26 protein-coding genes are annotated in these 18,278 nt (G+C 40.8%); 10 read left to right on the forward strand and 16 right to left on the reverse strand.

Annotated features, from left to right (window positions below; translation table 11 throughout):
- Window positions 1–130: 130 nt before the first annotated feature.
- Together LC091_RS15285 and LC091_RS15290 are read left to right on the forward strand one after the other, a co-directional pair.
- Window positions 131–337: a helix-turn-helix transcriptional regulator gene (locus LC091_RS15285; RefSeq protein WP_226682893.1), complete on the forward strand. Its 207-nt coding sequence runs from the start codon at window positions 131–133 to the stop codon at window positions 335–337.
- Window positions 337–825, forward strand: coding sequence for a hypothetical protein (locus LC091_RS15290; RefSeq protein ID WP_226682894.1), 489 nt, complete (start codon window positions 337–339; stop codon window positions 823–825). The genes LC091_RS15285 and LC091_RS15290 overlap by 1 nt, the downstream gene beginning before the upstream one ends.
- Before the next feature lie 64 nt (window positions 826–889).
- Here LC091_RS15290 and LC091_RS15295 read toward each other — a convergent pair whose 3' ends face one another.
- Together LC091_RS15295 and LC091_RS15300 are read right to left on the reverse strand one after the other, a co-directional pair.
- Window positions 890–2,083 (reverse strand): DUF2812 domain-containing protein, encoded by a 1,194-nt coding sequence (locus LC091_RS15295; RefSeq protein ID WP_226682895.1) that lies wholly within the window; start codon window positions 2,081–2,083, stop codon window positions 890–892.
- The gene (locus LC091_RS15300) at window positions 2,080–2,409 is read right to left on the reverse strand and encodes a PadR family transcriptional regulator (protein ID WP_226682896.1); all 330 of its coding nucleotides are present in this window, start codon (window positions 2,407–2,409) and stop codon (window positions 2,080–2,082) included. Before LC091_RS15300 ends, LC091_RS15295 begins: the two co-directional genes overlap by 4 nt.
- Window positions 2,410–3,167: 758 nt before the next feature.
- On the opposite strand from LC091_RS15300, the gene LC091_RS15305 reads away from it, so the two are divergent.
- The 5 genes from LC091_RS15305 to LC091_RS15325 all read left to right on the forward strand — a co-directional run bounded on the left by LC091_RS15305 (window position 3,168) and on the right by LC091_RS15325 (window position 7,137).
- The gene (locus LC091_RS15305; protein WP_226682897.1) at window positions 3,168–4,427 is read left to right on the forward strand and encodes a glycosyltransferase; all 1,260 of its coding nucleotides are present in this window, start codon (window positions 3,168–3,170) and stop codon (window positions 4,425–4,427) included.
- 19 nt (window positions 4,428–4,446) lie between these two features.
- On the forward strand, window positions 4,447–5,094 hold the full coding sequence (locus tag LC091_RS15310; protein WP_226682898.1) for a TetR/AcrR family transcriptional regulator: 648 nt from the start codon (window positions 4,447–4,449) through the stop codon (window positions 5,092–5,094).
- A gap of 1 nt (window position 5,095) precedes the next feature.
- Window positions 5,096–6,340: an MFS transporter gene (locus tag LC091_RS15315; RefSeq protein WP_226682899.1), complete on the forward strand. Its 1,245-nt coding sequence runs from the start codon at window positions 5,096–5,098 to the stop codon at window positions 6,338–6,340.
- Window positions 6,341–6,360: 20 nt separating this feature from the next.
- Window positions 6,361–6,591, forward strand: coding sequence for a hypothetical protein (locus LC091_RS15320; RefSeq protein ID WP_226682900.1), 231 nt, complete (start codon window positions 6,361–6,363; stop codon window positions 6,589–6,591).
- A gap of 111 nt (window positions 6,592–6,702) precedes the next feature.
- Window positions 6,703–7,137 carry a hypothetical protein gene (locus tag LC091_RS15325; RefSeq protein ID WP_226682901.1) on the forward strand — a complete coding sequence of 145 codons (435 nt, stop codon included), beginning with the start codon at window positions 6,703–6,705 and terminating at the stop codon, window positions 7,135–7,137.
- Window positions 7,138–7,522: 385 nt separating this feature from the next.
- Here LC091_RS15325 and LC091_RS15330 read toward each other — a convergent pair whose 3' ends face one another.
- The 8 genes from LC091_RS15330 to LC091_RS15365 all read right to left on the reverse strand — a co-directional run bounded on the left by LC091_RS15330 (window position 7,523) and on the right by LC091_RS15365 (window position 12,626).
- Window positions 7,523–7,867, reverse strand: coding sequence for a hypothetical protein (locus LC091_RS15330; protein ID WP_226682902.1), 345 nt, complete (start codon window positions 7,865–7,867; stop codon window positions 7,523–7,525).
- A 116-nt stretch (window positions 7,868–7,983) separates the two neighbouring features.
- The gene (locus tag LC091_RS15335; RefSeq protein WP_226682903.1) at window positions 7,984–8,673 is read right to left on the reverse strand and encodes an aspartate/glutamate racemase family protein; all 690 of its coding nucleotides are present in this window, start codon (window positions 8,671–8,673) and stop codon (window positions 7,984–7,986) included.
- 87 nt (window positions 8,674–8,760) lie between these two features.
- Window positions 8,761–9,258, reverse strand: coding sequence for a DinB family protein (locus LC091_RS15340; protein ID WP_226682904.1), 498 nt, complete (start codon window positions 9,256–9,258; stop codon window positions 8,761–8,763).
- A gap of 564 nt (window positions 9,259–9,822) precedes the next feature.
- Window positions 9,823–10,401, reverse strand: a complete 579-nt coding sequence (locus tag LC091_RS15345) for a redoxin domain-containing protein (RefSeq protein ID WP_226682905.1) — start codon at window positions 10,399–10,401, stop codon at window positions 9,823–9,825.
- Window positions 10,394–10,720, reverse strand: coding sequence for a hypothetical protein (locus LC091_RS15350; protein WP_226682906.1), 327 nt, complete (start codon window positions 10,718–10,720; stop codon window positions 10,394–10,396). Before LC091_RS15350 ends, LC091_RS15345 begins: the two co-directional genes overlap by 8 nt.
- A complete protein-coding gene (locus LC091_RS15355; protein ID WP_226682907.1) occupies window positions 10,717–11,121 on the reverse strand; it encodes an OsmC family protein in 405 nt (134 codons plus the stop codon). Before LC091_RS15355 ends, LC091_RS15350 begins: the two co-directional genes overlap by 4 nt.
- A 70-nt stretch (window positions 11,122–11,191) precedes the next feature.
- Complete coding sequence (locus LC091_RS15360; RefSeq protein ID WP_226682908.1) at window positions 11,192–11,890, reverse strand: response regulator transcription factor; 699 nt, start codon at window positions 11,888–11,890, stop codon at window positions 11,192–11,194.
- Window positions 11,891–11,912: 22 nt separating this feature from the next.
- Window positions 11,913–12,626 (reverse strand): cytochrome c biogenesis CcdA family protein, encoded by a 714-nt coding sequence (locus tag LC091_RS15365; protein ID WP_226682909.1) that lies wholly within the window; start codon window positions 12,624–12,626, stop codon window positions 11,913–11,915.
- A gap of 229 nt (window positions 12,627–12,855) precedes the next feature.
- On the opposite strand from LC091_RS15365, the gene LC091_RS15370 reads away from it, so the two are divergent.
- Together LC091_RS15370 and LC091_RS15375 are read left to right on the forward strand one after the other, a co-directional pair.
- Complete coding sequence (locus tag LC091_RS15370) at window positions 12,856–13,200, forward strand: PadR family transcriptional regulator (RefSeq protein WP_226682910.1); 345 nt, start codon at window positions 12,856–12,858, stop codon at window positions 13,198–13,200.
- On the forward strand, window positions 13,197–13,535 hold the full coding sequence (locus LC091_RS15375; protein WP_226682911.1) for a DUF1048 domain-containing protein: 339 nt from the start codon (window positions 13,197–13,199) through the stop codon (window positions 13,533–13,535). The genes LC091_RS15370 and LC091_RS15375 overlap by 4 nt, the downstream gene beginning before the upstream one ends.
- Window positions 13,536–13,591: 56 nt before the next feature.
- Here the strand turns inward: LC091_RS15375 and LC091_RS15380 are convergent, their stop codons facing one another.
- Entirely contained in the window at window positions 13,592–14,014 is a 423-nt protein-coding gene (locus tag LC091_RS15380; protein ID WP_226682912.1) for a hypothetical protein, read from the reverse strand.
- A gap of 156 nt (window positions 14,015–14,170) precedes the next feature.
- Between LC091_RS15380 and LC091_RS15385 the strand changes: the two genes are divergently transcribed.
- Window positions 14,171–15,004, forward strand: coding sequence for an undecaprenyl-diphosphate phosphatase (locus tag LC091_RS15385; RefSeq protein WP_226682913.1), 834 nt, complete (start codon window positions 14,171–14,173; stop codon window positions 15,002–15,004).
- 83 nt (window positions 15,005–15,087) lie between these two features.
- Here the strand turns inward: LC091_RS15385 and LC091_RS15390 are convergent, their stop codons facing one another.
- The 5 genes from LC091_RS15390 to LC091_RS15410 form a co-directional block, all read right to left on the reverse strand.
- Entirely contained in the window at window positions 15,088–15,444 is a 357-nt protein-coding gene (locus LC091_RS15390) for a YciI family protein (protein WP_226682914.1), read from the reverse strand.
- A gap of 488 nt (window positions 15,445–15,932) precedes the next feature.
- Window positions 15,933–16,178, reverse strand: a complete 246-nt coding sequence (locus LC091_RS15395; RefSeq protein ID WP_226682915.1) for a spore coat protein — start codon at window positions 16,176–16,178, stop codon at window positions 15,933–15,935.
- 190 nt (window positions 16,179–16,368) lie between these two features.
- Window positions 16,369–16,761 carry a VOC family protein gene (locus LC091_RS15400; protein WP_226682916.1) on the reverse strand — a complete coding sequence of 131 codons (393 nt, stop codon included), beginning with the start codon at window positions 16,759–16,761 and terminating at the stop codon, window positions 16,369–16,371.
- Between the two features lie 91 nt (window positions 16,762–16,852).
- Window positions 16,853–17,374 carry a hypothetical protein gene (locus LC091_RS15405; RefSeq protein ID WP_226682917.1) on the reverse strand — a complete coding sequence of 174 codons (522 nt, stop codon included), beginning with the start codon at window positions 17,372–17,374 and terminating at the stop codon, window positions 16,853–16,855.
- A 263-nt stretch (window positions 17,375–17,637) separates the two neighbouring features.
- On the reverse strand, window positions 17,638–18,255 hold the full coding sequence (locus tag LC091_RS15410) for a class I SAM-dependent methyltransferase (protein ID WP_226682918.1): 618 nt from the start codon (window positions 18,253–18,255) through the stop codon (window positions 17,638–17,640).
- Window positions 18,256–18,278 lie beyond the last annotated feature (23 nt).

The following is an 18,278-nucleotide window of genomic DNA, read 5'->3' on the forward strand; positions in this document are numbered from 1 at the left end:
TAGGAGTCTCTTTGTTCGTCAATCACCTATTTTGTAAAGCACCCTTGACATTTAGCGAAATGTAAAGTACGCTTTACTTACAACCGATTGTAAAGCTAACTTTACAAAAATAATCGGAGGTGTGGAAAAGTTGAAAAATCGGATTAAAGATCTGCGCAAGGATGCGAAGATGACACAAGAGGACCTAGCCGTAAAGGTAGGTGTCTCAAGGCAATCCATTATTGCGATTGAATCAGGAAAGTACAATCCATCACTTGAACTAGCATACAACATTTCAAAGGTATTCAATTGCATCATTGAAGAGGTCTTTATTTTAGAAGAAGGGGGAGAGAAATAATGGAGGTACAAATTGGTGGGTTAGTCGGATTATATGGAGGAGCTGTAATTGGTATAATAGCTTGGTGGTTTGGCCGCCGTATGGCCAAAAAGCAAGGTGGGTTGGATGAACTGCATGACCATATTTGGCAAAAGGCACGGGCAATTTCTTGGTTTTTCAGCCTTGCAGCCATGTACATTCTATTTACTTTGATTATGTTCGGAATGGAATTAAAGGCCGCCATGGTACTGGGCGTCATCATGCTTGTTCATTTTGCTAGCTGGGGGATTACAGGTGTGATTTTGTCCATCAATATGAATATGGAGGAGCCGTTGAAACCTTCTAAAGTTAAATTCGGGATAGCGATTGTGGCCGTGTCCCTTCTATTATTTACAGTTCTTTCTGTGGTTACCGGCAACTGGTGGTTCCAGTTGGCTAGCGTCCCCCCAACCTTGATCGGGTTGATATGGGCATTGACTCCGGGAAAAGGCAGTGAAGAGACCTTTTAATTGTAATTAGTAGTAAAAGACCATTAAAATCTTGAGCGTTTTAATGGTCTTTTTTCAATTTCATTTAAGCTCTTTGCAGCCTGAAATAATACATCCAAGTTTTTGTGATGAATGTTCCAAACACTAGTATTAATAGGAAAAACATCGCTGTATTTGTATTCATTAAGGTCCAGGACTCCCCTTGTTTGAGCAAATAGCTTAAGTTTATGCTGGCAATATAAATGTACATAAGTACTATTGGCAGAAACAGCATGGTATAAGAAAGGGCTACTTTCTTTGCTTGTTTGAGCTTATGCGTTTTGTCGCTGTAAAAGGTTGGTGGCGTCTCGCCATCTTCGTATTCCTTGCTCCAAATCGTCCATTTTTGAAGGGCACCCTTGGAGCTGAACACATCCTTCCAACCTGCTTGTCTATGAATCTCGAAATAGCTGTCGTTCGATATATTTTGGTAGTCTGCGCTGTATTTGATATGGTGTGGTTCGCCTTTTCGGAAGTAGAAGGTGGTGCCCAGTTTGTTGACACGGTGGAGGCGGTTTCCTTCTGAAGCCATTTGCTCTAGCCAGTTTTCCATTTTATCCGGGGAGTACATCCAGCCGAACTTGCGGCATTTGATGATGATGCCATCGCGCTTCAGTTGTTTCTCTTCTGCTTTGGTTACGTTTGTCGTTTCTCGCGTGTTCGTTGCCAAGTGAGTTGATTGACCCTCGGTGGAGAGCTCTTTATTTGTCTTTTTTATTTTCCAAACAGAGTAGATCATGAACATGTAAAAGCCGGCTACTAACGCTGCGCCAGTGTAGGTGATAATCCAGAGCGGGCTTTCCACTACTTCCACGTTGCCGTCGCTTGCAATGGTGGCGGTGGTGATAAGGGCCACGTTTGCAAGAGTTGCGCCTGTTATGTAAATGAGGATGGCCATGAAGGCGTAAAAGATATAGTTGTTTCGCTTGATAATAGCGTCTCGACTGGTGGAAGTGGTCACTTCTGCCTGCGGTCTATCGTTTGCGATCACATACCACTTGCCGCTTTGGGTAATCTTTTCCCAGCCGTCATTGCGCATGGTGTTGGAAAGCGTGGCTGGTTTTATTTTGTCGTAGCTGATTCGGTAGGTGACGTCCTTTGGTTCTGCCTTTTCGAAAGTGAAGCGACGTTTGAAACGGTGGAGCTGTTTTAGGTGATAACCTTCCTTTGCTTGATCGGTGAGCCATTGCTCTGTTTTCTGCACATCATAGCTCCATAATGGTTTGGTCTCCGTTTTCATTTAAATTCCCCCTCGTACTTCAGTGCGTTTCCGTGAAGCTCCTTTAGTCGCTCTATCTCTGCAGTGATTAGCTCTTTGCCGCTATCGGTAATTTCGTACACCGTCTTTCGTTCGGCATCGGCAAACACCGTAATGACCCCATCCTTTTGCATTTTTGTCAGTGTTCCATAAATGGTTCCGGATCCCAGGCGAATTCGGCCGTTGGAGATTTCTTCGACGTGCTTGATGATGCCATAGCCATGGCGCGGCTCTGTTAAAGACAGTAAGATGTAAAACGCCGTCTCTGTCATGGGAATGTATTTTTTTATAATCTTGGTTAGATCCATTGTGGTCACCTCTGATTATCGAGTATGTGTCGCGTTGTGACATATGTCGTAGTTTGACTATATCACGGTGCGACATATTTGTGCAAGGGATTTTGTGTTGAGGGTACAGGCACGGTGGCCCAGTTTTGGGTGAGGATTGGTTTTCTATGAAGGGTATATATTATTTTAGTATAGAATGCGAAAATGGTTGAGCTTTGACGAATTGATTTAAAACCACTCATCACAATGATGATTTTCCGTTTAAACCAACGTTTGTTTAAAATTTGTTATTCTAGCAAGAGAAGAGAGAAAACAAATTGCAGGTATTCTATGTTGTCACCTACATGCCTTTTTGGTAAATGGCCGAAGATTTTACAAAGTTGGCCGAAGATTTCGCGTTTTTGACCAAAGTTTTTCTTAACTTGACCGAAGTTTCCAAGAAGTTGACCGAACCATTAATTCAACCTGTTAAAAGTTGGCCGAACCCCCTTGGCACCTTGTCCGAACCTGACGTTTTTACCATCATTTATTGTCCGAAGTGAACAAAAAATTGACCAAACCCAATTCACCTAACCAAAAACAGGCATTCTTCTATCAAGAACAACTCATTTTAGCTTTGAACTGGAAATGTACTTTCCCACCTCTACAAAAAACCACTAAATCCCCAAAAAACGACAACACTGTCATTTTATATTGACTCTTAACCTATTTTGCCATACAATAAAAACGACAACAGTGTCGCTAAAATACTTTTACATCTCACAGGAGGTTGTTTATACATGTTGGTTACGATGTTAGCAAGTGGTACCCGCGGAGATACCCAGCCATATATTGCACTTGGATTAGAACTAAAGAAACTTGGAATGGATGTTCGAATTGCCGCTTCTGAGTCCTATCAAGGGCTTGTGGAAAGCTACGGATTTGAATATGCAAAGATTCGAGGAGATGTCGCCAAGATCATTGAGAGTGGTGTGGTAAAGGAAGCGGACAATCCCTTTAAGTTTTTTTCAAGCTTGAAGAATAATGATCTGATTGATTTAATGGTGGGTGCCCAGGCGGATCAGCATAAAGCGTGTGAGGGTGCGGATGCTATTGTTTATCATCCAGGTTCGCCACTTGGTTATTTTGTGGCTAAAGAGATGGGCATTCCAAGCATTCTGGCCTCTCCCTTCCCTATGGTTCCGACCAATGAATATCCTGCAATTATTTTTTATGACAAGTTGCGGCTTGGGAAGCTTTCCAATAAGCTGACACACCTTATCTTTGAAAAGGGTTTTTGGAAGATGGCCAATACAGGGTTTAAACGATATTGGACAGAGAAGTATGGCAAGCTTCCTGAGGGATTCACTAACCCTTATCCGAAGCAGCGCACAAAGAATAACCCTACTATTGTTTCCTTAAGTCCGAGCGTTTTTCCTGTTCCTAAAGATTGGCCGGAGCATGTGCATTCTTTTGGAAATTGGTTTATAGAAGATCAAAAGGACTACCAGCCTTCAGAAGCGTTGCAGAAATTTATAGAAGATGGTAACGCGCCGATTTATGTCGGGTTTGGAAGTGTTGGCGATAAGAAGCGCGCGAAAGAATCTACGGACATGGTGCTTGAAGCATTGCGTGCAACAGGCAAGCGAGCCATCATCAATGCGGGTGGCGGAATGGAAGAAAGAGCAAACACAAAGGATGTCTTCTTTGTGAAAAGCGTTCCACATGAATGGCTCTTTCCATATATGTCTGCCGTCGTCCATCATGGTGGTGCCGGGACGACAGCTGCTGCTTTGCGTTCGGGAGTGCCACAAGTCATTATTCCATTCGGAAATGACCAGTTTGCTTGGGGCAGAAGAATGAATGAGTTGGGGGTTGGAGCGAAGGCCATCCCTAGAAAAGAACTAACGGGAGAGAAACTTACCGAAGCCATCCGATACACTCAGACAGATTCTGTTCAAGAAAATGCAAGCCAATTAGGAAAAAAGGTGCTAGCAGAAAATGGTGCTCAAAAAGCGGCACAACTAATCGTTGAAACCATCAATAATTATCAACCATAAAAAGAAAGAGGTGGCTTCCATGCCAAAAGTTAAGCCAGAACATGCAGAACGGAAAAAAGCAGAAATAGTTGAAGCAGCAAAGCGTGTATGCAACAGAAAGCCCGTCTATGAGGTGGCAATGAGGGATATTGTCTTGGAATCTGGAATGAGCCAGGGTGGCGTTTATAAGTATTTCGCTAATATAGATGAAGTTTTTGTCTTTATTTTAAATGAGGAAACCTTGACTTCTTCCATGAAGGAAAAAGCAGATGCCATTTTTCAAAGTAAGGAGACACCTGTTAAGAAGCTGGACAATTTTCTTCACGTCATCGGGCAGCATATAACATCTTCTATTACAACAGATGGTTCCATTTATTATGAGCTTATTTCCCTTTATTCAAAAGATCCACAACGATTAGAAACGGTGAAGGGGCAACTAAATGAAGTGTCCAATCTTCAATATCTCCAAACATCCTTTGCGATATTTTTAGCCGAACAGATAGAGAATGGCATGTTCAAGACTACCATGCAAAAGGAAGAAGTATTGTCCCTGATTGAGGTGTATATGACTGGACTCTTGCATCAGCCAGACCTTTCTCTTAAGGCATCAGATGAAATCAATGTACAAATCAGCAAGCAAATAAACGTATTATCGACTGCACTCCAAAAACTTTTAGCGGGGGAGTAAAATGAGAGAGTTTAATCGTCATTTCAAGTTAATGGTAGTGGGGCAGGTTATCTCCATGTTCGGAGCATCTGTCCTCCGATTTGCCCTGTCTCTTTATATCCTTGATTTGACAGGTTCAGCTTCCATCTTCGGTACGATATTGGCTCTATCTATCATCCCGACTATCTTTATTTCACCAATCGGGGGAGCCATCGCGGACCGCTTTCATAAGAAAAAGATGATGGTGACGCTTGATGTGATCAGCGGTACACTCATCGCCATCTTTGCCATCATTCTTTTTAGCAGCAATGTGACCGTTGTATCCATCGCACTTCTGATGACAGCCCTAACTTTAATCAGTGCGATGTATCAGCCTGCCGTGCAATCGAGTATCCCTTTACTCGTCCCGAAAGAATTACTTTTGAAAAGCAATGGTGTCATTTCTGGCGTCATGTCCATTTCTAACTTTATCGGTCCAATTGTCGGTGGTGTCCTGTATAGCTTCGTGAGTATCGAAGCTATTGTCATTGTCAGTGCGATTTGTTTCTTTTTTGCAGCTATCATGGAAGTTTTCATAAAAATACCTTTTGAAAAAAGCCCTCCCCAACCACTAGTAAAGATGGTTGTATCCGATATTAAACAAGGACTTATGTATATTATTCATGACAATCGATTTATTTTAAAAAGCATTATCGTCACTTTTATCGTCAGCTTATTTATTGCCCCTATGTTTTTTGTAGGCCTGCCTTATATGGTTAAGATATTGTTCGGCATGCCAGACACCTACTTTGGTTTTACGCAGTCCGGCATTTCCTTGAGCATCATTTTTTCTGCGATGACCATCGGTATGTTAAAAGGCAAGATCAAGGTAAACAATTTATATCTTTGGATTATAGGTTGTGCCGGCATTTACTTCGCCATGGCTGCCGGAACCAGCGGACTCATTTCCAGTCCATTTGTCAAATACTTGATTGTAACGTTTAGTTCCATGCTCGTTATGTTTGCCTTGACGGTAGTCAACATCTTTATAAATACCAAGATCCAAGAAGAGACACCTAGCAACCTGATTGGAAAAGTCATGGCCATCCAAATCACTGCAGGAACAACCGCTGTCCCTATTGGACAAATGCTATTCGGCTTCCTAGTCGACGGATTCTCTTCTCAAATCTATCTTCTTATATTTGGTGTGGGAATCTTGACCCTTTTCATTAGTTTAGGAGTGAAGCAGCTTTATAGAAAGAGATTATCAGAAGAACTAACTGTTTAAAAGAAAGGAAGAAGGATACTTTGTTCAAAAATATATTACTACTCATCATCTCCGCCATAGCCATTCCGATTGGTATAGCACTTATCGGAGGCGGAGGATTTATCCTGTTAAACCTAGCCGGAGGCATACCCATTGATGATTCCATTCAAATGATAGGAAGCTTCCAAGAAAAAGCACAACCATATATGAAGTATATGCTTATCCTTTTTGCACTTCCCCTTCTGTTGAAGAGCATGAAGAAAAAGCATTAGTAAATCGAGGGGACAGGCACGGCGACCCACTTTTCTTTAACTATTGAAACTTTAATAAGCTCTAATCGTAAAAGAGATAAACCGTTTTAAAGTTTCATAGGAGGTGGGGGAATGCATTATTACTATAGTGTAGCTTTTACGATTATCCTGTTAATCCTTTTTACGCTAGCAGCTTTTTCAATCGATTATATCAGCAAAGTTTTACAAAAATATATTAACCCTAAATACCTTAATACCACAGTCATTGTTATCTTGCTCTCATTAATGATAAGCGGCACTTATATCATCAGTTTACTCGGAAACTGGAAGTTCATTGATACTATTTTCATCTCCAGCCTGTGTCTCTTTGGACTAGGCTGGATTACCAACATCACAAAGAAGGCAAACATAAATTCTCAAGGCACCGTCGCAAAATTCCTTACCAACAACGATTATGAACATCAATATGAAGCCGCGAGCTCACCTGATTTTAGTTTATATTTCATTTCAAGTTTGATCTTTTTTGTTGGGAGTTGGGGTATTGCTTTTCTATTGGCATTTTCATAGGCTTTGATATGATCCATTAGTGGAATATAATTAAGTCGGGGCACTTTGCTTGTCCCCTTAATTAAAGAAAGTTAGGTGATACTATGTATTGGAAATTAAGAATTCCTCTTCTCTTGTGTAGTTTTGGAATTATCTCTGGATTTGTTCAAATGTTTCATCACCTCTTTTTTGTGAATATTCCATATCTCATAAATAGTGTTATTTTTATAGGCGCAATTGTTATCATCTTTACACTATTAGAAAAGACAAGAGTAAACGAAAGAAAGGTTCATTTTAGTTTGGGTGCTGCAATCATTCTATTTGGTATTACCTTTGACTATTTAATGGTTTAGAGGGGCTAGGGGGACAGGCACGGCGACCCACTTTTTCACTAGACTCGTGCCTACTATCCCTCAACTAAAACATGGTATTCGATTAACTCCCCGTCTATTTCTACTAAAATTACAATTGGTAAATCTTCCTCTATGTATCCCTTCTCTGTTGAAAAAATTTCTGTTCCTTTTGGCAGTTTACTTGCGTAAAGGTCCCGAAACCACCAAGTATTTGTTGTTTGTTCCAGGATTTCCCCTATCTTATCCCCTTTGACATAATCACTCTCACTGTTTTCATCCATGTATCTGGAGTAAATTAAGCCCTCCAGTTGGATAATGTCTGCATCACTATTTTCAGATAGGATCTCGTTTGCAGTGGGATTATCAACAGAGGTTGCCTTACATGCTGTTAATAACAAAGCTAATCCTACTATCCTCAACCACTTATGAATGGAAATAAAATCACTCCTTGGTAATGCCTTGATCGAATCAAAAGTGGGTCCCGGTACCTGTCCCTACGACTCTTAAGCACTTCTCATTCTAAGGACATATTCACCGCTTCAAAAGCATGGATGTATGCTGTGTCAAATAGAGGAACATCTGAATCCTCCGGTTTTACCAATAAACCAATTTCTGTACAGCCTAAGATAATCCCTTTGGCACCAGAATCAATTAAGCCCTGAATAACTCGTTTATAGTAATCCCTTGATTTTTGTTGAATGTTACCTAAACATAACTCTTCATAAATAACTTTGTTTATAGTCTCTCTTTCCTTTTCATTTGGTACAATAACCTTTATTCCGTTCATCTCCAAGCGAGATTTATAAAAATCTTGCTCCATTGTGTACCTTGTACCTAGTAATCCAATCGAATTTATACCTTTCTCCTTGATTTGGGCTGCGGTTGCATCAGCGATATGCAATAGGGGAATCGTTATTTTTGACGCGATTTCCTCTACAACTTTATGCATCGTATTGGTACAAATGACAATAAAGTCCGCTCCCCCCATTTCTAATGAACGCGCAGCATTACCTAACACTTCACCGGCTTTTTCCCATGCACCTTCTGATTGGTAACGTTCTATTTCATGAAAATCGACACTATACAATAAACATCTCGCTGAATGTAATCCCCCCAACCTCCTTTTAACCTCTTGATTGATAATCCGATAATATTCAACAGAAGATTCCCAACTCATTCCGCCAATAAGACCAATAACCTTCATTTTATTCACTCCATTATCCTTATTCATTGATTAAAATAAGCCAATGCAAAAAACCGGCGTAGGCCGGCTTTCTGTATCATGACGATATCAGCTCTTTTGGGCATTCATTGCTTCCCATTCTTCTTTACTAGGACCATATACTCCAGGAACTTTCAAGTCTGCCTGTCTCATAAGGACAGTCAATTGACCGCGATGATGTGCCTGATGTTGAATCAGCAGACGTAAAACAGCTTGAAATGGCATGTCTCCGCCAAATAAATTCACCATTTTGTTCATCGTTTCATCTGTAACTTGTTCAGAAAAAGCTTGTGTAAAGCGCTGACTAATTGTTTTGTAGGTCTCGCTGATTTCAACAGCTGATTTTGGGGTCTCTTTTTGAATATCAGGAACCTCAAATTTTATACCCACCTGAGCAGGAAAGTAGTAAGCGGATCCTGTAATATGCCAAGCCAGGCTTCCAACACTGTATAATCCTGGGGAAACTTCGTGGTTCAACGATTCATCTGTCATCGCATCCAATACTTTTTGAGTAACAGCTGCTTCTTGTTTCCATTCATTTAGAAAATCATTAACTGAAGTAAACATTCCATTCCCTCCTCATATTAGGAAAACTCTTCCTTTTAAACACCCTTCAATTAATTCTACCACGTTCTGCCAACCATCCGCTTCTCTCAAAGCCTACAAAGAAAAAAATAATCTAGTTTAGGAGGACAGGCACGCCGACCCACCTATTTAGATTTTTGCTCATAAACTTCCAACTCGCTGTCAGTAAAACAACCTTCTCTCTTGTGAAGTATATCATTGTGTTCACGGTATTCATGGCTTTAGACCAAGGATTCGCGAAACCCATTGTGAACATCGGCTTCTTGCTGATTTTTAATGCGTTATAAATAGCTTTTGCCATCTCATTTGGTATCGGCTGCAGAGATTTTGTCAAACGAAACCTGGAGCGTTTTGAGAAAAAAATGGAGAAAGACCAACACACGCCAAATACCCAAATGCCGAACACACCAAACACACCGAAAAAGTTTGATAACAATGACTTTAACGGACCTAAAATCTAATAACAAAAAAGAGACGCCGGGTGATGACCTGCCGTCTTTCTTTTCCTCTGACTGTGAAGGCATCTACTCCCACTACCCTTTTTGATTAATCTATTCCTTCCACAATACTCTTCATCGTCGCCTCATCCATTGGGCCGATAATCTTCTTTTGGATGATTCCGTTTTTGTCGATGGCGTAGCTTGTTGGGATGGTGAAGGCTTGGTATTGCATGCCGATGTCGCCGGCTTCATCCAGTGGGATGGCGAAGGTAAGTCCGTAATCTTCTACAAAGGTATTGATTGCCTTCTCCCCTTTATCCATATTGGTGAGATTGACCGCGATGACCTCGACTTCTTCGTGGTTTTCTTCGTAGAAACTTTGCATATGTGGCATTTCTGCTTTACATGGCGGACACCAGGTTGCCCAGAAATTCAAAATGACCTTTTTGCCTCTGTAATCAGATAGCTTTAATTCGGATCCATCGAGTGTCGTCAACGTAAAATCAGGAGCTTCGTTCCCTTCTTGCACTTCTCCTAAATCTACTCCTGGGATGCTTTCGTCTTTTGTGATATCCACACTATCCGCATTACTAATTCCCTCTGAAGCTGGTTTCTCCCACACATTCACGAAAATGATGGCGACCGCTAACAAAATGATGGCAATCGATAAAAGGTTCTTATTCATGGTCCATACTCCTCCTTTGCTCCAATAAATTCCTACTCATTAAGATGTTTAAAAAAACAAAAATCAAACCTAATATTTTCCCCGTATCTCCACCGTGAAAATAAAGAATAGACATGGGCATTTCCAAGAATAGCTTTGGATGAATTACTATGTAGCTAAGCTTCCAAATGACAAAATAGAGGAAGATATTGTCCCAAAAGAAAGAAGGAATCGCCCGTCTTGTCGCAAGTTTATAAACAACCGGCAGCACCATTAAAGCGATAACCATAACTACCAAACTTGTAGAGATCGTCATGCTTCCGAAGGTCATATAACTCATTCCAGTTCTCCATCGTCATGAATCAAATTAATCAAAACATCCACATTAATTGCAGGCAAAACGGATTGGATCATCCCACAATTTTTCAATACCAAGGAGGAGATCTTTTCACGTTGGGCAAGAGTCAGCTCATGCTTAGAAAAGATATTCGCTTTAATTGTGATCCTTTCAATGCGGTTAGACTGACTCGGATTTCGAATCGAATCTGCTTCCATCTCTAACTTTTCATAACTTACTCTTTTCTTTTCCAAAATTGTCTTAAGCAAAGTTCCACCGCAGCCTATCAGGGAAGATATGAAGAGTTCATAGGGTCTGACCCCAACACCTGGTGTGGGTGATATGACCATATGACCTGAAGGCAATTCTGCGATTACCCGGTCCGATTCTATTAAAAAATTCATCTACTGATTCCCCCTTTCCAACTAGTATGGAATCAGTTTGTTAAGGGTTGATTAAGAAACTCCAGCTAATTTATTGACCAACAAATTTATAGCCCATTCCCCTCACCGTTTGAATATAGTCCTTTGGCGTATACATCTTTATTTTCTCGCGTAAATGCTTGATATGGACATCAATGGTCCGGTCCGACACCATTTTTTCATGATGCTCATAGATTGAGTTCAAGATTTGCTCCCTGGTCAGGACTTGGTCCGAATGTTGCATAAAAAAATGCAAAAGCTTAAATTCAAATTTAGTGAGATTCAGCGGACTGCCATTTATTAAAGCTTCCCCTTTAGCCGGCTTTAGGATAAAACCAGTAAAGCTGAGCTTCCCGCAGCGAGCTGCCGTCCTTCTAAGAACCGCTTCAATTCGCACCATTAATTCTGCCGGACGAAACGGCTTGACCACATAATCATCTGCACCAAGTTTGAAGCCTTTGATGATGTCACTTTCTTCTGCTTTTGCCGAGATAATGATGATGGGCATCAAGCTTTTCAACTCATCCCGGACCCACCTGCAAATTTCTTCGCCGCTTATTTTTGGGAGAGAAAGGTCTAATAGGAGGATACACGGATCCAATTGTGGAATCATTCTCTTCGCCCGTTTCCCATCTGGAGCTTCGAGCACCTCATACCCCTCCTTCTCCAGATTGGTTCTAAGAAGCTTGCGTATCTCGTGATCACTCTCCACAATCAACACCGTTTTACCAATCAATTTTTCTTGTATCAACGCATTCACTCATTTCGTTATGTCATTGCGGAAATAAATTATAAATAGAAAGCCATGCACTTATTTTTTGCATTTGGCCTGTTAAAACAAGAAATCCAAGGGCAATCATGACCACTCCATTAATGAATGACAGCTTGGATAGGTACTTGTTGATCTTCCTGACTACTTTTAAAGAATAAACAAGAACAAGGGAAATCACCAGAAAAGGAATCGCCATTCCAATCGAGTAGAATCCTAATAACAGGATACCTTGGTTCAGAGTCTCGGTTGAACTAGCCAACAGTAAAATGGAGGATAGCGCGAGACTCACACACGGAGACCAACCACTGGCAAACGCCATTCCCAAGAGGATTGAACCAAACATGCTCTTTGATTTATTCCTGTACTCAAACTTCTTTTCTTTCATAAGGAATTTGAATTTCAAAAACCCTGCCATCTGTAATCCAAAAATGATAATCAACAACCCGGCTATTTGCATCAAGGCAATCCTATATTCCATTAACAGCTTGCCTACAAAACTTGCAGAAGCCCCTAAAGAAATGAAAATAATACTAAAACCGACAATAAAGCCCACCGAGCGCAAAAACACCTTTTTCCTATCCACCAACATTTTATTATCCTCCATTTTACCACCTGTCAAATGCGTTATGTACGCAGGCAACAACGGAAAAACACACGGCGAAAAAAAAGACAACGTCCCCGCAAACAACGAAAAAATAACCCCTACATCACTCATTCCATTCACTCCTTTACCCTCATTATGAAGTGCGAATATTAATGTTTGGTTAAGAAATGAAGAAAAAAAGTGGGTTGAGGGGACAGGCATGGTGACCCAGTTTCCTCACCAATCCTCCACTAGTGGGTCGCGGTACATATCCCTTTGAACCAAAATTTTCTTGCACCACTACTATGTAATACTATATACTAGTAATAAGTAATACGGAGTACTGAATCGAGGGATATATTTGGATAATATTACAGAAATGCTGAAGGGCGTACTGGAGGGTTGTGTGCTGGAGATTATCAGCCACGGCGAAACGTACGGTTATGAAATTACACAGCAACTGCGGGCACTTGGTTTCACAGATGTGGTGGAAGGCACTGTTTACACAATTACGATGCGCCTTGAAAAAAACAATCTGGTGAACATCGAGAAAAAGCCATCTACCATGGGGCCACCAAGAAAATTTTACACACTTAACGAAGCTGGCCAAGAGCATCTTAAAACGTTTTGGGGAAAATGGGAATTCGTTTCAAGTAGAATCAACGAACTCAAAACAAAAGACTTATCAAAAGGAGAGATACTATGAGCTTTTTAGAGAGAATCATCGGAAGTTTAAACGACAAACGGGAATGGAGAGAGATGGAGGCGCGCGCGAAAGCCCTTCCTGCTGAGTACCGAAACGCTTACTATGCAATACAGAAATATATGTGGACCGCTGGCGGGCCGACTGACTGGAAGGAATGCAGTCGTATATTCGGGGGCATTCTAGAACTTTTCGAGCAAGGCGCAGCAGAAGGCAAAAAAGTAACAGACCTCACCGGAGAAGACGTCGCAGCTTTTTGCGATGAGCTAGTGAAAGATACGGAAACTTATAAAGATAAATATCGCAAGAAGTTGAATGATACGGTTAACCTGGGGTAACAGTGGGTTGAGGAGACAGACAGGCACGGTGACCCACTTTCTTATAGGTCACCGGTTTACCTTATACTTTCCAAAACTAAAATTTCGTCTTTAATGAACTTTTCCAACTGCCTTATGAAGTCGTCCACCTGGTTTATCTCCGTCAGAATATAAAAGGTTGATTGCATAGCATTTGGAACCTCTAATCTATTATCTACATTAATCTCGATACCTATTATTCCTCTTCTATCATGCAGGAAGAATCTCATGGATAAGAATGGCATATTATTGTCACTCTCAGCCCCAGTTACCCACTTGAATTCATTTTTACTAAGTTGATTCGCAAAAATATAAACTCCATTTCGCAATTCTTCTAATTGAACATTATCTAAATAAAGGTCCATATCAACCATGCAGTTAGTTCCGGTGAGCGATACATTCACTTCAAAAAAATCAGTATCTCTCCAAATCTTCTTCATTCTAAATCTCGGCTCTGGCAACCTCATCACCTCCTAAAAGTTTCAGACCGTGTACGGCATGCTGCCCTTCTTTACTCTCTTTAATTCATCAATCTTTTGGTAATCTTTCGCATTTTCAAAACTATTAATTTGTAATATAGTAATTAGGTTATCGCTTAAATGAAAAGGAGCTAGATTATGGATATTATCATCCTATTAAAAGCAGTCATCTTAGGAATCGTCGAGGGGTTGACGGAGTTTGCTCCTGTTTCATCCACGGGACATATGATCATTGTTGACGATATGCTTCTTCAATCTGAGGAGTTTCTTGGTAAATATGTCGCTAACACATTTAAAATTGTCATACAGCTGGGCTCCATCCTTGCAGTAATCGTGATTTTCAAGGACCGGTTTATTGAATTGCTTGGGTTTAAAAAACTCCGTGGAGAATCTGTATCGCAAGGTTCCAAGCACCTTAAACTTACCCACGTTATTGTCGGTTTGATTCCCGCAGGTGTCTTGGGAGTGTTATTCGAGGATTATATTGATGAACACTTATTTTCACTGGAGACTGTTCTGATCGGGCTCGTCATTGGCGCTGTATTGATGATCATCGCAGACATATTCGGGCCAAAAGAGCCGAATATGCAGAGTGTTGACCAAATGACCTACAAGCAGGCCTTTTCAATCGGGTTGATACAGTGTTTATCTTTATGGCCTGGATTCTCAAGATCAGGTTCCACCATCTCAGGAGGAGTTCTGCTTGGAATGAGCCATCGTGCTGCCGCAGACTTCACTTTCATTATGGCGGTGCCAATCATGGTTGGAGCAAGTGGATTATCCTTAATGAAAAATTGGCAGTATTTCAGTATGGAAGCACTACCGTTTTTCGCAGCAGGTTTTATAACCTCATTTATTTTCGCACTAATATCCATTAAGTTCTTTTTACAATTAATCAATAAAATTAAACTCATGCCATTTGCCATTTACCGCATTGCACTGGCATTAGTAATCTATCTCGTATATTTTTGAGTCGAGGGTGAGTCGAGGGGACAGGCACGGTGATCCAGTTTTTTTCACAAGGCACTGCGCCTCCCTCAACCCTCACCAAATACTTAAAACTCAAACACCTGACGCAATTCGATCTGCCCTTCCCCATATCCTTGTGGGTCTGGCATCCTCATTGCCCACTTTACGGCTTCTTCCTTAGATTCTACATCAATCAAAATGAAACCAGCAACCACATTGTTAGGTTCAGAAAATGGACCTTCTGTCACCACCCGTTCCCCTCCTGGCTCTGGAAACGAAATGCGCATTCCATTTGAACTTGGATGCAGTCCCTTAGCCATCACCCGCACGCCTGCCTCTACTAATTCTTCGTTGTATTTTGACATGGCTTCATTCAGCTCGGGGTTAGGACGGTTTCCTGTTTCGGAATTTGTTGAGGCTTTAACGATTAGCATGAATAACATTTTAGTTTCCTCCTTATTAGTAACAAGTCTTAAAATTCTAACTTAAAGATATGATATAACGTCCATTGTCTGTTGGTACAGGCCTTTCATTGCAATTGTCCGAAGTTTTCGCAAAGTTGACCAAAGATTTTGCATTCTTGACCAAAGTTTCGGTGAAGTTGACCGAAGATTTTCGAAATTTGACCGAACAAATTTTTTAAATTGACCGAACACCTGTTATAAGTTGTCCAAACCCCTTATGTACTTTGACCAAACCTCTCGTTATTTCAACATATTTTGACCGAAGATCTACGAAAAGTGTCCGAAGCTAATTTTCAACCTTATAAACTGGCATTTTTTCATTAAAGAAGGGCCTTTACTCTACATTTTCAACAAATATAATGACCTGCATAGAAGGGATTGGCACGCCGATCGATTGGCACGGTTCAAAAAAAAACTCCCTAACATGTACTACTCAGTTAGGGAGTGAAATGTTTCATTTTGATAGATTAATAATATGGATACGGTGGATACGGGTAAGGCGGGTATCCGTAGTACGGATATGGTCGTGGTGTTAAAAGCGCTCCGGCTGCTAATCCCGTTACAAACGGAAGACCGAAACCAATACCACCGAAGCCAAAGCCTGGACGGCCGAAACCTAGACCCGGACGGACACCAAAGCCAGAACCAAATCCACCTAAACCAAAGCCCGGGCGACCAATGATTCTTCTTTGATCATTATAATTAAAGTTCACTAGACTACACTCCCTAAAGTTAATCCATACATCCTATTCACGGGACATGAGTCTATAAACTTGTACCCAGAAAGATGTGCGTATGCCTAAGGGAGGTGGGTTGAGGGGACAGGCACGGTGACCCTGTTTACAATAAGCCACTGTGTCTTACCGCTCAATTATCACCAGTTGCTTTACTCAAACATTTTTGTTACCCTACCCCAATGATTAACTTCATACGTTCTTGCTCTTCGGACTTATTTAAGTATTCGTAGAATCCCAGACGATTCCCCCAAGGATCTGGAAATGTCCCCCATTTCACTGGAACTCCTTCTCTTGAGTGGATGTCAAAACTATCAATCTTCAATTCTTCTACTAGCCTATCTCTTTCCAGCTCAATATCAGTCACCCCTAAACGCACCGGCCCGTTCCCCTCGGTTAGAGGTCCTTCCGCAACCTGTAGCCAGCATCCTGGAATAAGCTCCCATTCTACGAATCCTTCATGCGCAATAAAATCTGGTTTCTTTTTTAGCAACGTTTCATACCACTCTTGCCCCTCAACAATACTGGAAACACGAACCTGTGTAGTCACTTCAAAAACCATCCATTTCTCCCCTTTAAAAGTAAAAATATACCTTTAACTATACCATAATTTCCCTGGGTTGAGGGGACAGGCACGGCGACCCGTCCAGTTTTTATATTACCTTCTTCCATCGCCAAACCGTCGCACTGAAGATGATCAGAGACATGACCAACACAATCATTGATGAAACAAAATAACCTTCTACCAGATAATTTAATCCAAACCATTGCGGCAATAGTAACATTGCTATAGGAATGGCCCAAGCAAAATCAACGGTAGTTTCCACAGAGTCAATGTAAGCAGTCAAAGCAGCGATTCCTGAAGTTAACGCCCAAAAAAACGCGTAAAACACCAGGACACCCTTGCTTTCTGCTTTATAAGCGAATCCAAAGCAAATTATCCAGACACCTAAATGAATGACGGTTACGAGGAGATGATCTAAAGTTGCGGGATTACCTACAAAAGAATCGAGTAAATTCAATGCTACTCCAAAGGCAATATTAAGTAGCGGCAGAACTAAACAAACAAAGATTTTGTAATTCATTGATAGCTTCCAGTTTTTCAAAAAGGCATAGCCGACAAATAACATTAAAACACCCATTATAAGTACCGCAACAATCGTTAGAAATGACATAAATATCCCCCTTTTACCTTTTTGTGTAATTTTACACTATAAGTGCAGTATTTACCATCTGTTTTTAGAGAGAAAACAGCACTCCGCCATTGTTTCCTATATTGATATACCGTGCGAAAATGGTTGAAATGTCCCGAATGCTTATCATCACTTATCCCGCAATACGAAATTTACTTTTGAACAAACGATTGTTTAAATTTTGCTATTTCAACATATTGTATAAAAACAAAAAAATACCCAGAGATCTAATCTCTGAGCATTTTTTACTTCTTCATCCCCCTAACTGCCACTGTATGATATCCTCTTGAATCAGGACCCCTCATAAGTGAAACGTCTTTAAATCCTGCCTTCCTCATATGCGGAATGACTTGATTTTCAGTGATATCTCTTATACTTTTCCAAGTATCATCTTCTTTTCCGTCAGAAAAAGTAAGAACGAAAACACCATCTGGCTTTAAAACCCTGAAGATTTCTGAGATTGTCTTATCTATATCCACCCAAAAATAAATGGTTTGGATACTGAAAATCTTGTTGAAGTTTTCATTCTGAAAGGGCAACTCATTAAGATTTGCTTGCACTAGTTTTACTCTCTTCTCCCTTATTGCCCGTTTGTTTCGGATACTTGCTGATCGAATGATTGTTGGAGAAATATCCACGCCGACTATTTCTTCTGCCAAATCTTTTTCTGAGATTAATTTGATCGCATAGCCAGCCCCGCACCCTAATTCTAGAATTCTGTCCCCTTCTTGGACATCCATTTGCTCTAATGACCAATCCGTTTCCGTCTTGTGCTGTTTTACCATTTTTTCACCGATAAATGTACCCAATAATCCTTTTGGTGTTTTGTAATTACCATCTATAAATTCTCTCGCTTTTTTCAAGAATCTCAATACATTTCTCCTCA

The sequence above is a fragment of the Sutcliffiella horikoshii genome (genome assembly GCF_020524325.1).
Lineage (GTDB): Bacteria > Bacillota > Bacilli > Bacillales > Bacillaceae_I > Sutcliffiella_A > Sutcliffiella_A horikoshii_D.

What these genes read in the sequence shown, in the direction of transcription:
- LC091_RS15290 (WP_226682894.1), top strand. Translation starts at nt 337, where the DNA reads ATGGAGGTACAAATTGGTGGGTTAGTCGGATTATATGGAGGAGCTGTA.
- LC091_RS15295 (WP_226682895.1), bottom strand. Translation starts at nt 2,083, where the DNA reads ATGAAAACGGAGACCAAACCATTATGGAGCTATGATGTGCAGAAAACA.
- LC091_RS15300 (WP_226682896.1), bottom strand. Translation starts at nt 2,409, where the DNA reads ATGGATCTAACCAAGATTATAAAAAAATACATTCCCATGACAGAGACG.
- LC091_RS15305 (WP_226682897.1), top strand. Translation starts at nt 3,168, where the DNA reads ATGTTGGTTACGATGTTAGCAAGTGGTACCCGCGGAGATACCCAGCCA.
- LC091_RS15310 (WP_226682898.1), top strand. Translation starts at nt 4,447, where the DNA reads ATGCCAAAAGTTAAGCCAGAACATGCAGAACGGAAAAAAGCAGAAATA.
- LC091_RS15315 (WP_226682899.1), top strand. Translation starts at nt 5,096, where the DNA reads ATGAGAGAGTTTAATCGTCATTTCAAGTTAATGGTAGTGGGGCAGGTT.
- LC091_RS15325 (WP_226682901.1), top strand. Translation starts at nt 6,703, where the DNA reads ATGCATTATTACTATAGTGTAGCTTTTACGATTATCCTGTTAATCCTT.
- LC091_RS15335 (WP_226682903.1), bottom strand. Translation starts at nt 8,673, where the DNA reads ATGAAGGTTATTGGTCTTATTGGCGGAATGAGTTGGGAATCTTCTGTT.
- LC091_RS15340 (WP_226682904.1), bottom strand. Translation starts at nt 9,258, where the DNA reads ATGTTTACTTCAGTTAATGATTTTCTAAATGAATGGAAACAAGAAGCA.
- LC091_RS15345 (WP_226682905.1), bottom strand. Translation starts at nt 10,401, where the DNA reads ATGAATAAGAACCTTTTATCGATTGCCATCATTTTGTTAGCGGTCGCC.
- LC091_RS15350 (WP_226682906.1), bottom strand. Translation starts at nt 10,720, where the DNA reads ATGAGTTATATGACCTTCGGAAGCATGACGATCTCTACAAGTTTGGTA.
- LC091_RS15355 (WP_226682907.1), bottom strand. Translation starts at nt 11,121, where the DNA reads ATGAATTTTTTAATAGAATCGGACCGGGTAATCGCAGAATTGCCTTCA.
- LC091_RS15365 (WP_226682909.1), bottom strand. Translation starts at nt 12,626, where the DNA reads ATGAGTGATGTAGGGGTTATTTTTTCGTTGTTTGCGGGGACGTTGTCT.
- LC091_RS15375 (WP_226682911.1), top strand. Translation starts at nt 13,197, where the DNA reads ATGAGCTTTTTAGAGAGAATCATCGGAAGTTTAAACGACAAACGGGAA.
- LC091_RS15385 (WP_226682913.1), top strand. Translation starts at nt 14,171, where the DNA reads ATGGATATTATCATCCTATTAAAAGCAGTCATCTTAGGAATCGTCGAG.
- LC091_RS15390 (WP_226682914.1), bottom strand. Translation starts at nt 15,444, where the DNA reads ATGTTATTCATGCTAATCGTTAAAGCCTCAACAAATTCCGAAACAGGA.
- LC091_RS15400 (WP_226682916.1), bottom strand. Translation starts at nt 16,761, where the DNA reads ATGGTTTTTGAAGTGACTACACAGGTTCGTGTTTCCAGTATTGTTGAG.
- LC091_RS15405 (WP_226682917.1), bottom strand. Translation starts at nt 17,374, where the DNA reads ATGTCATTTCTAACGATTGTTGCGGTACTTATAATGGGTGTTTTAATG.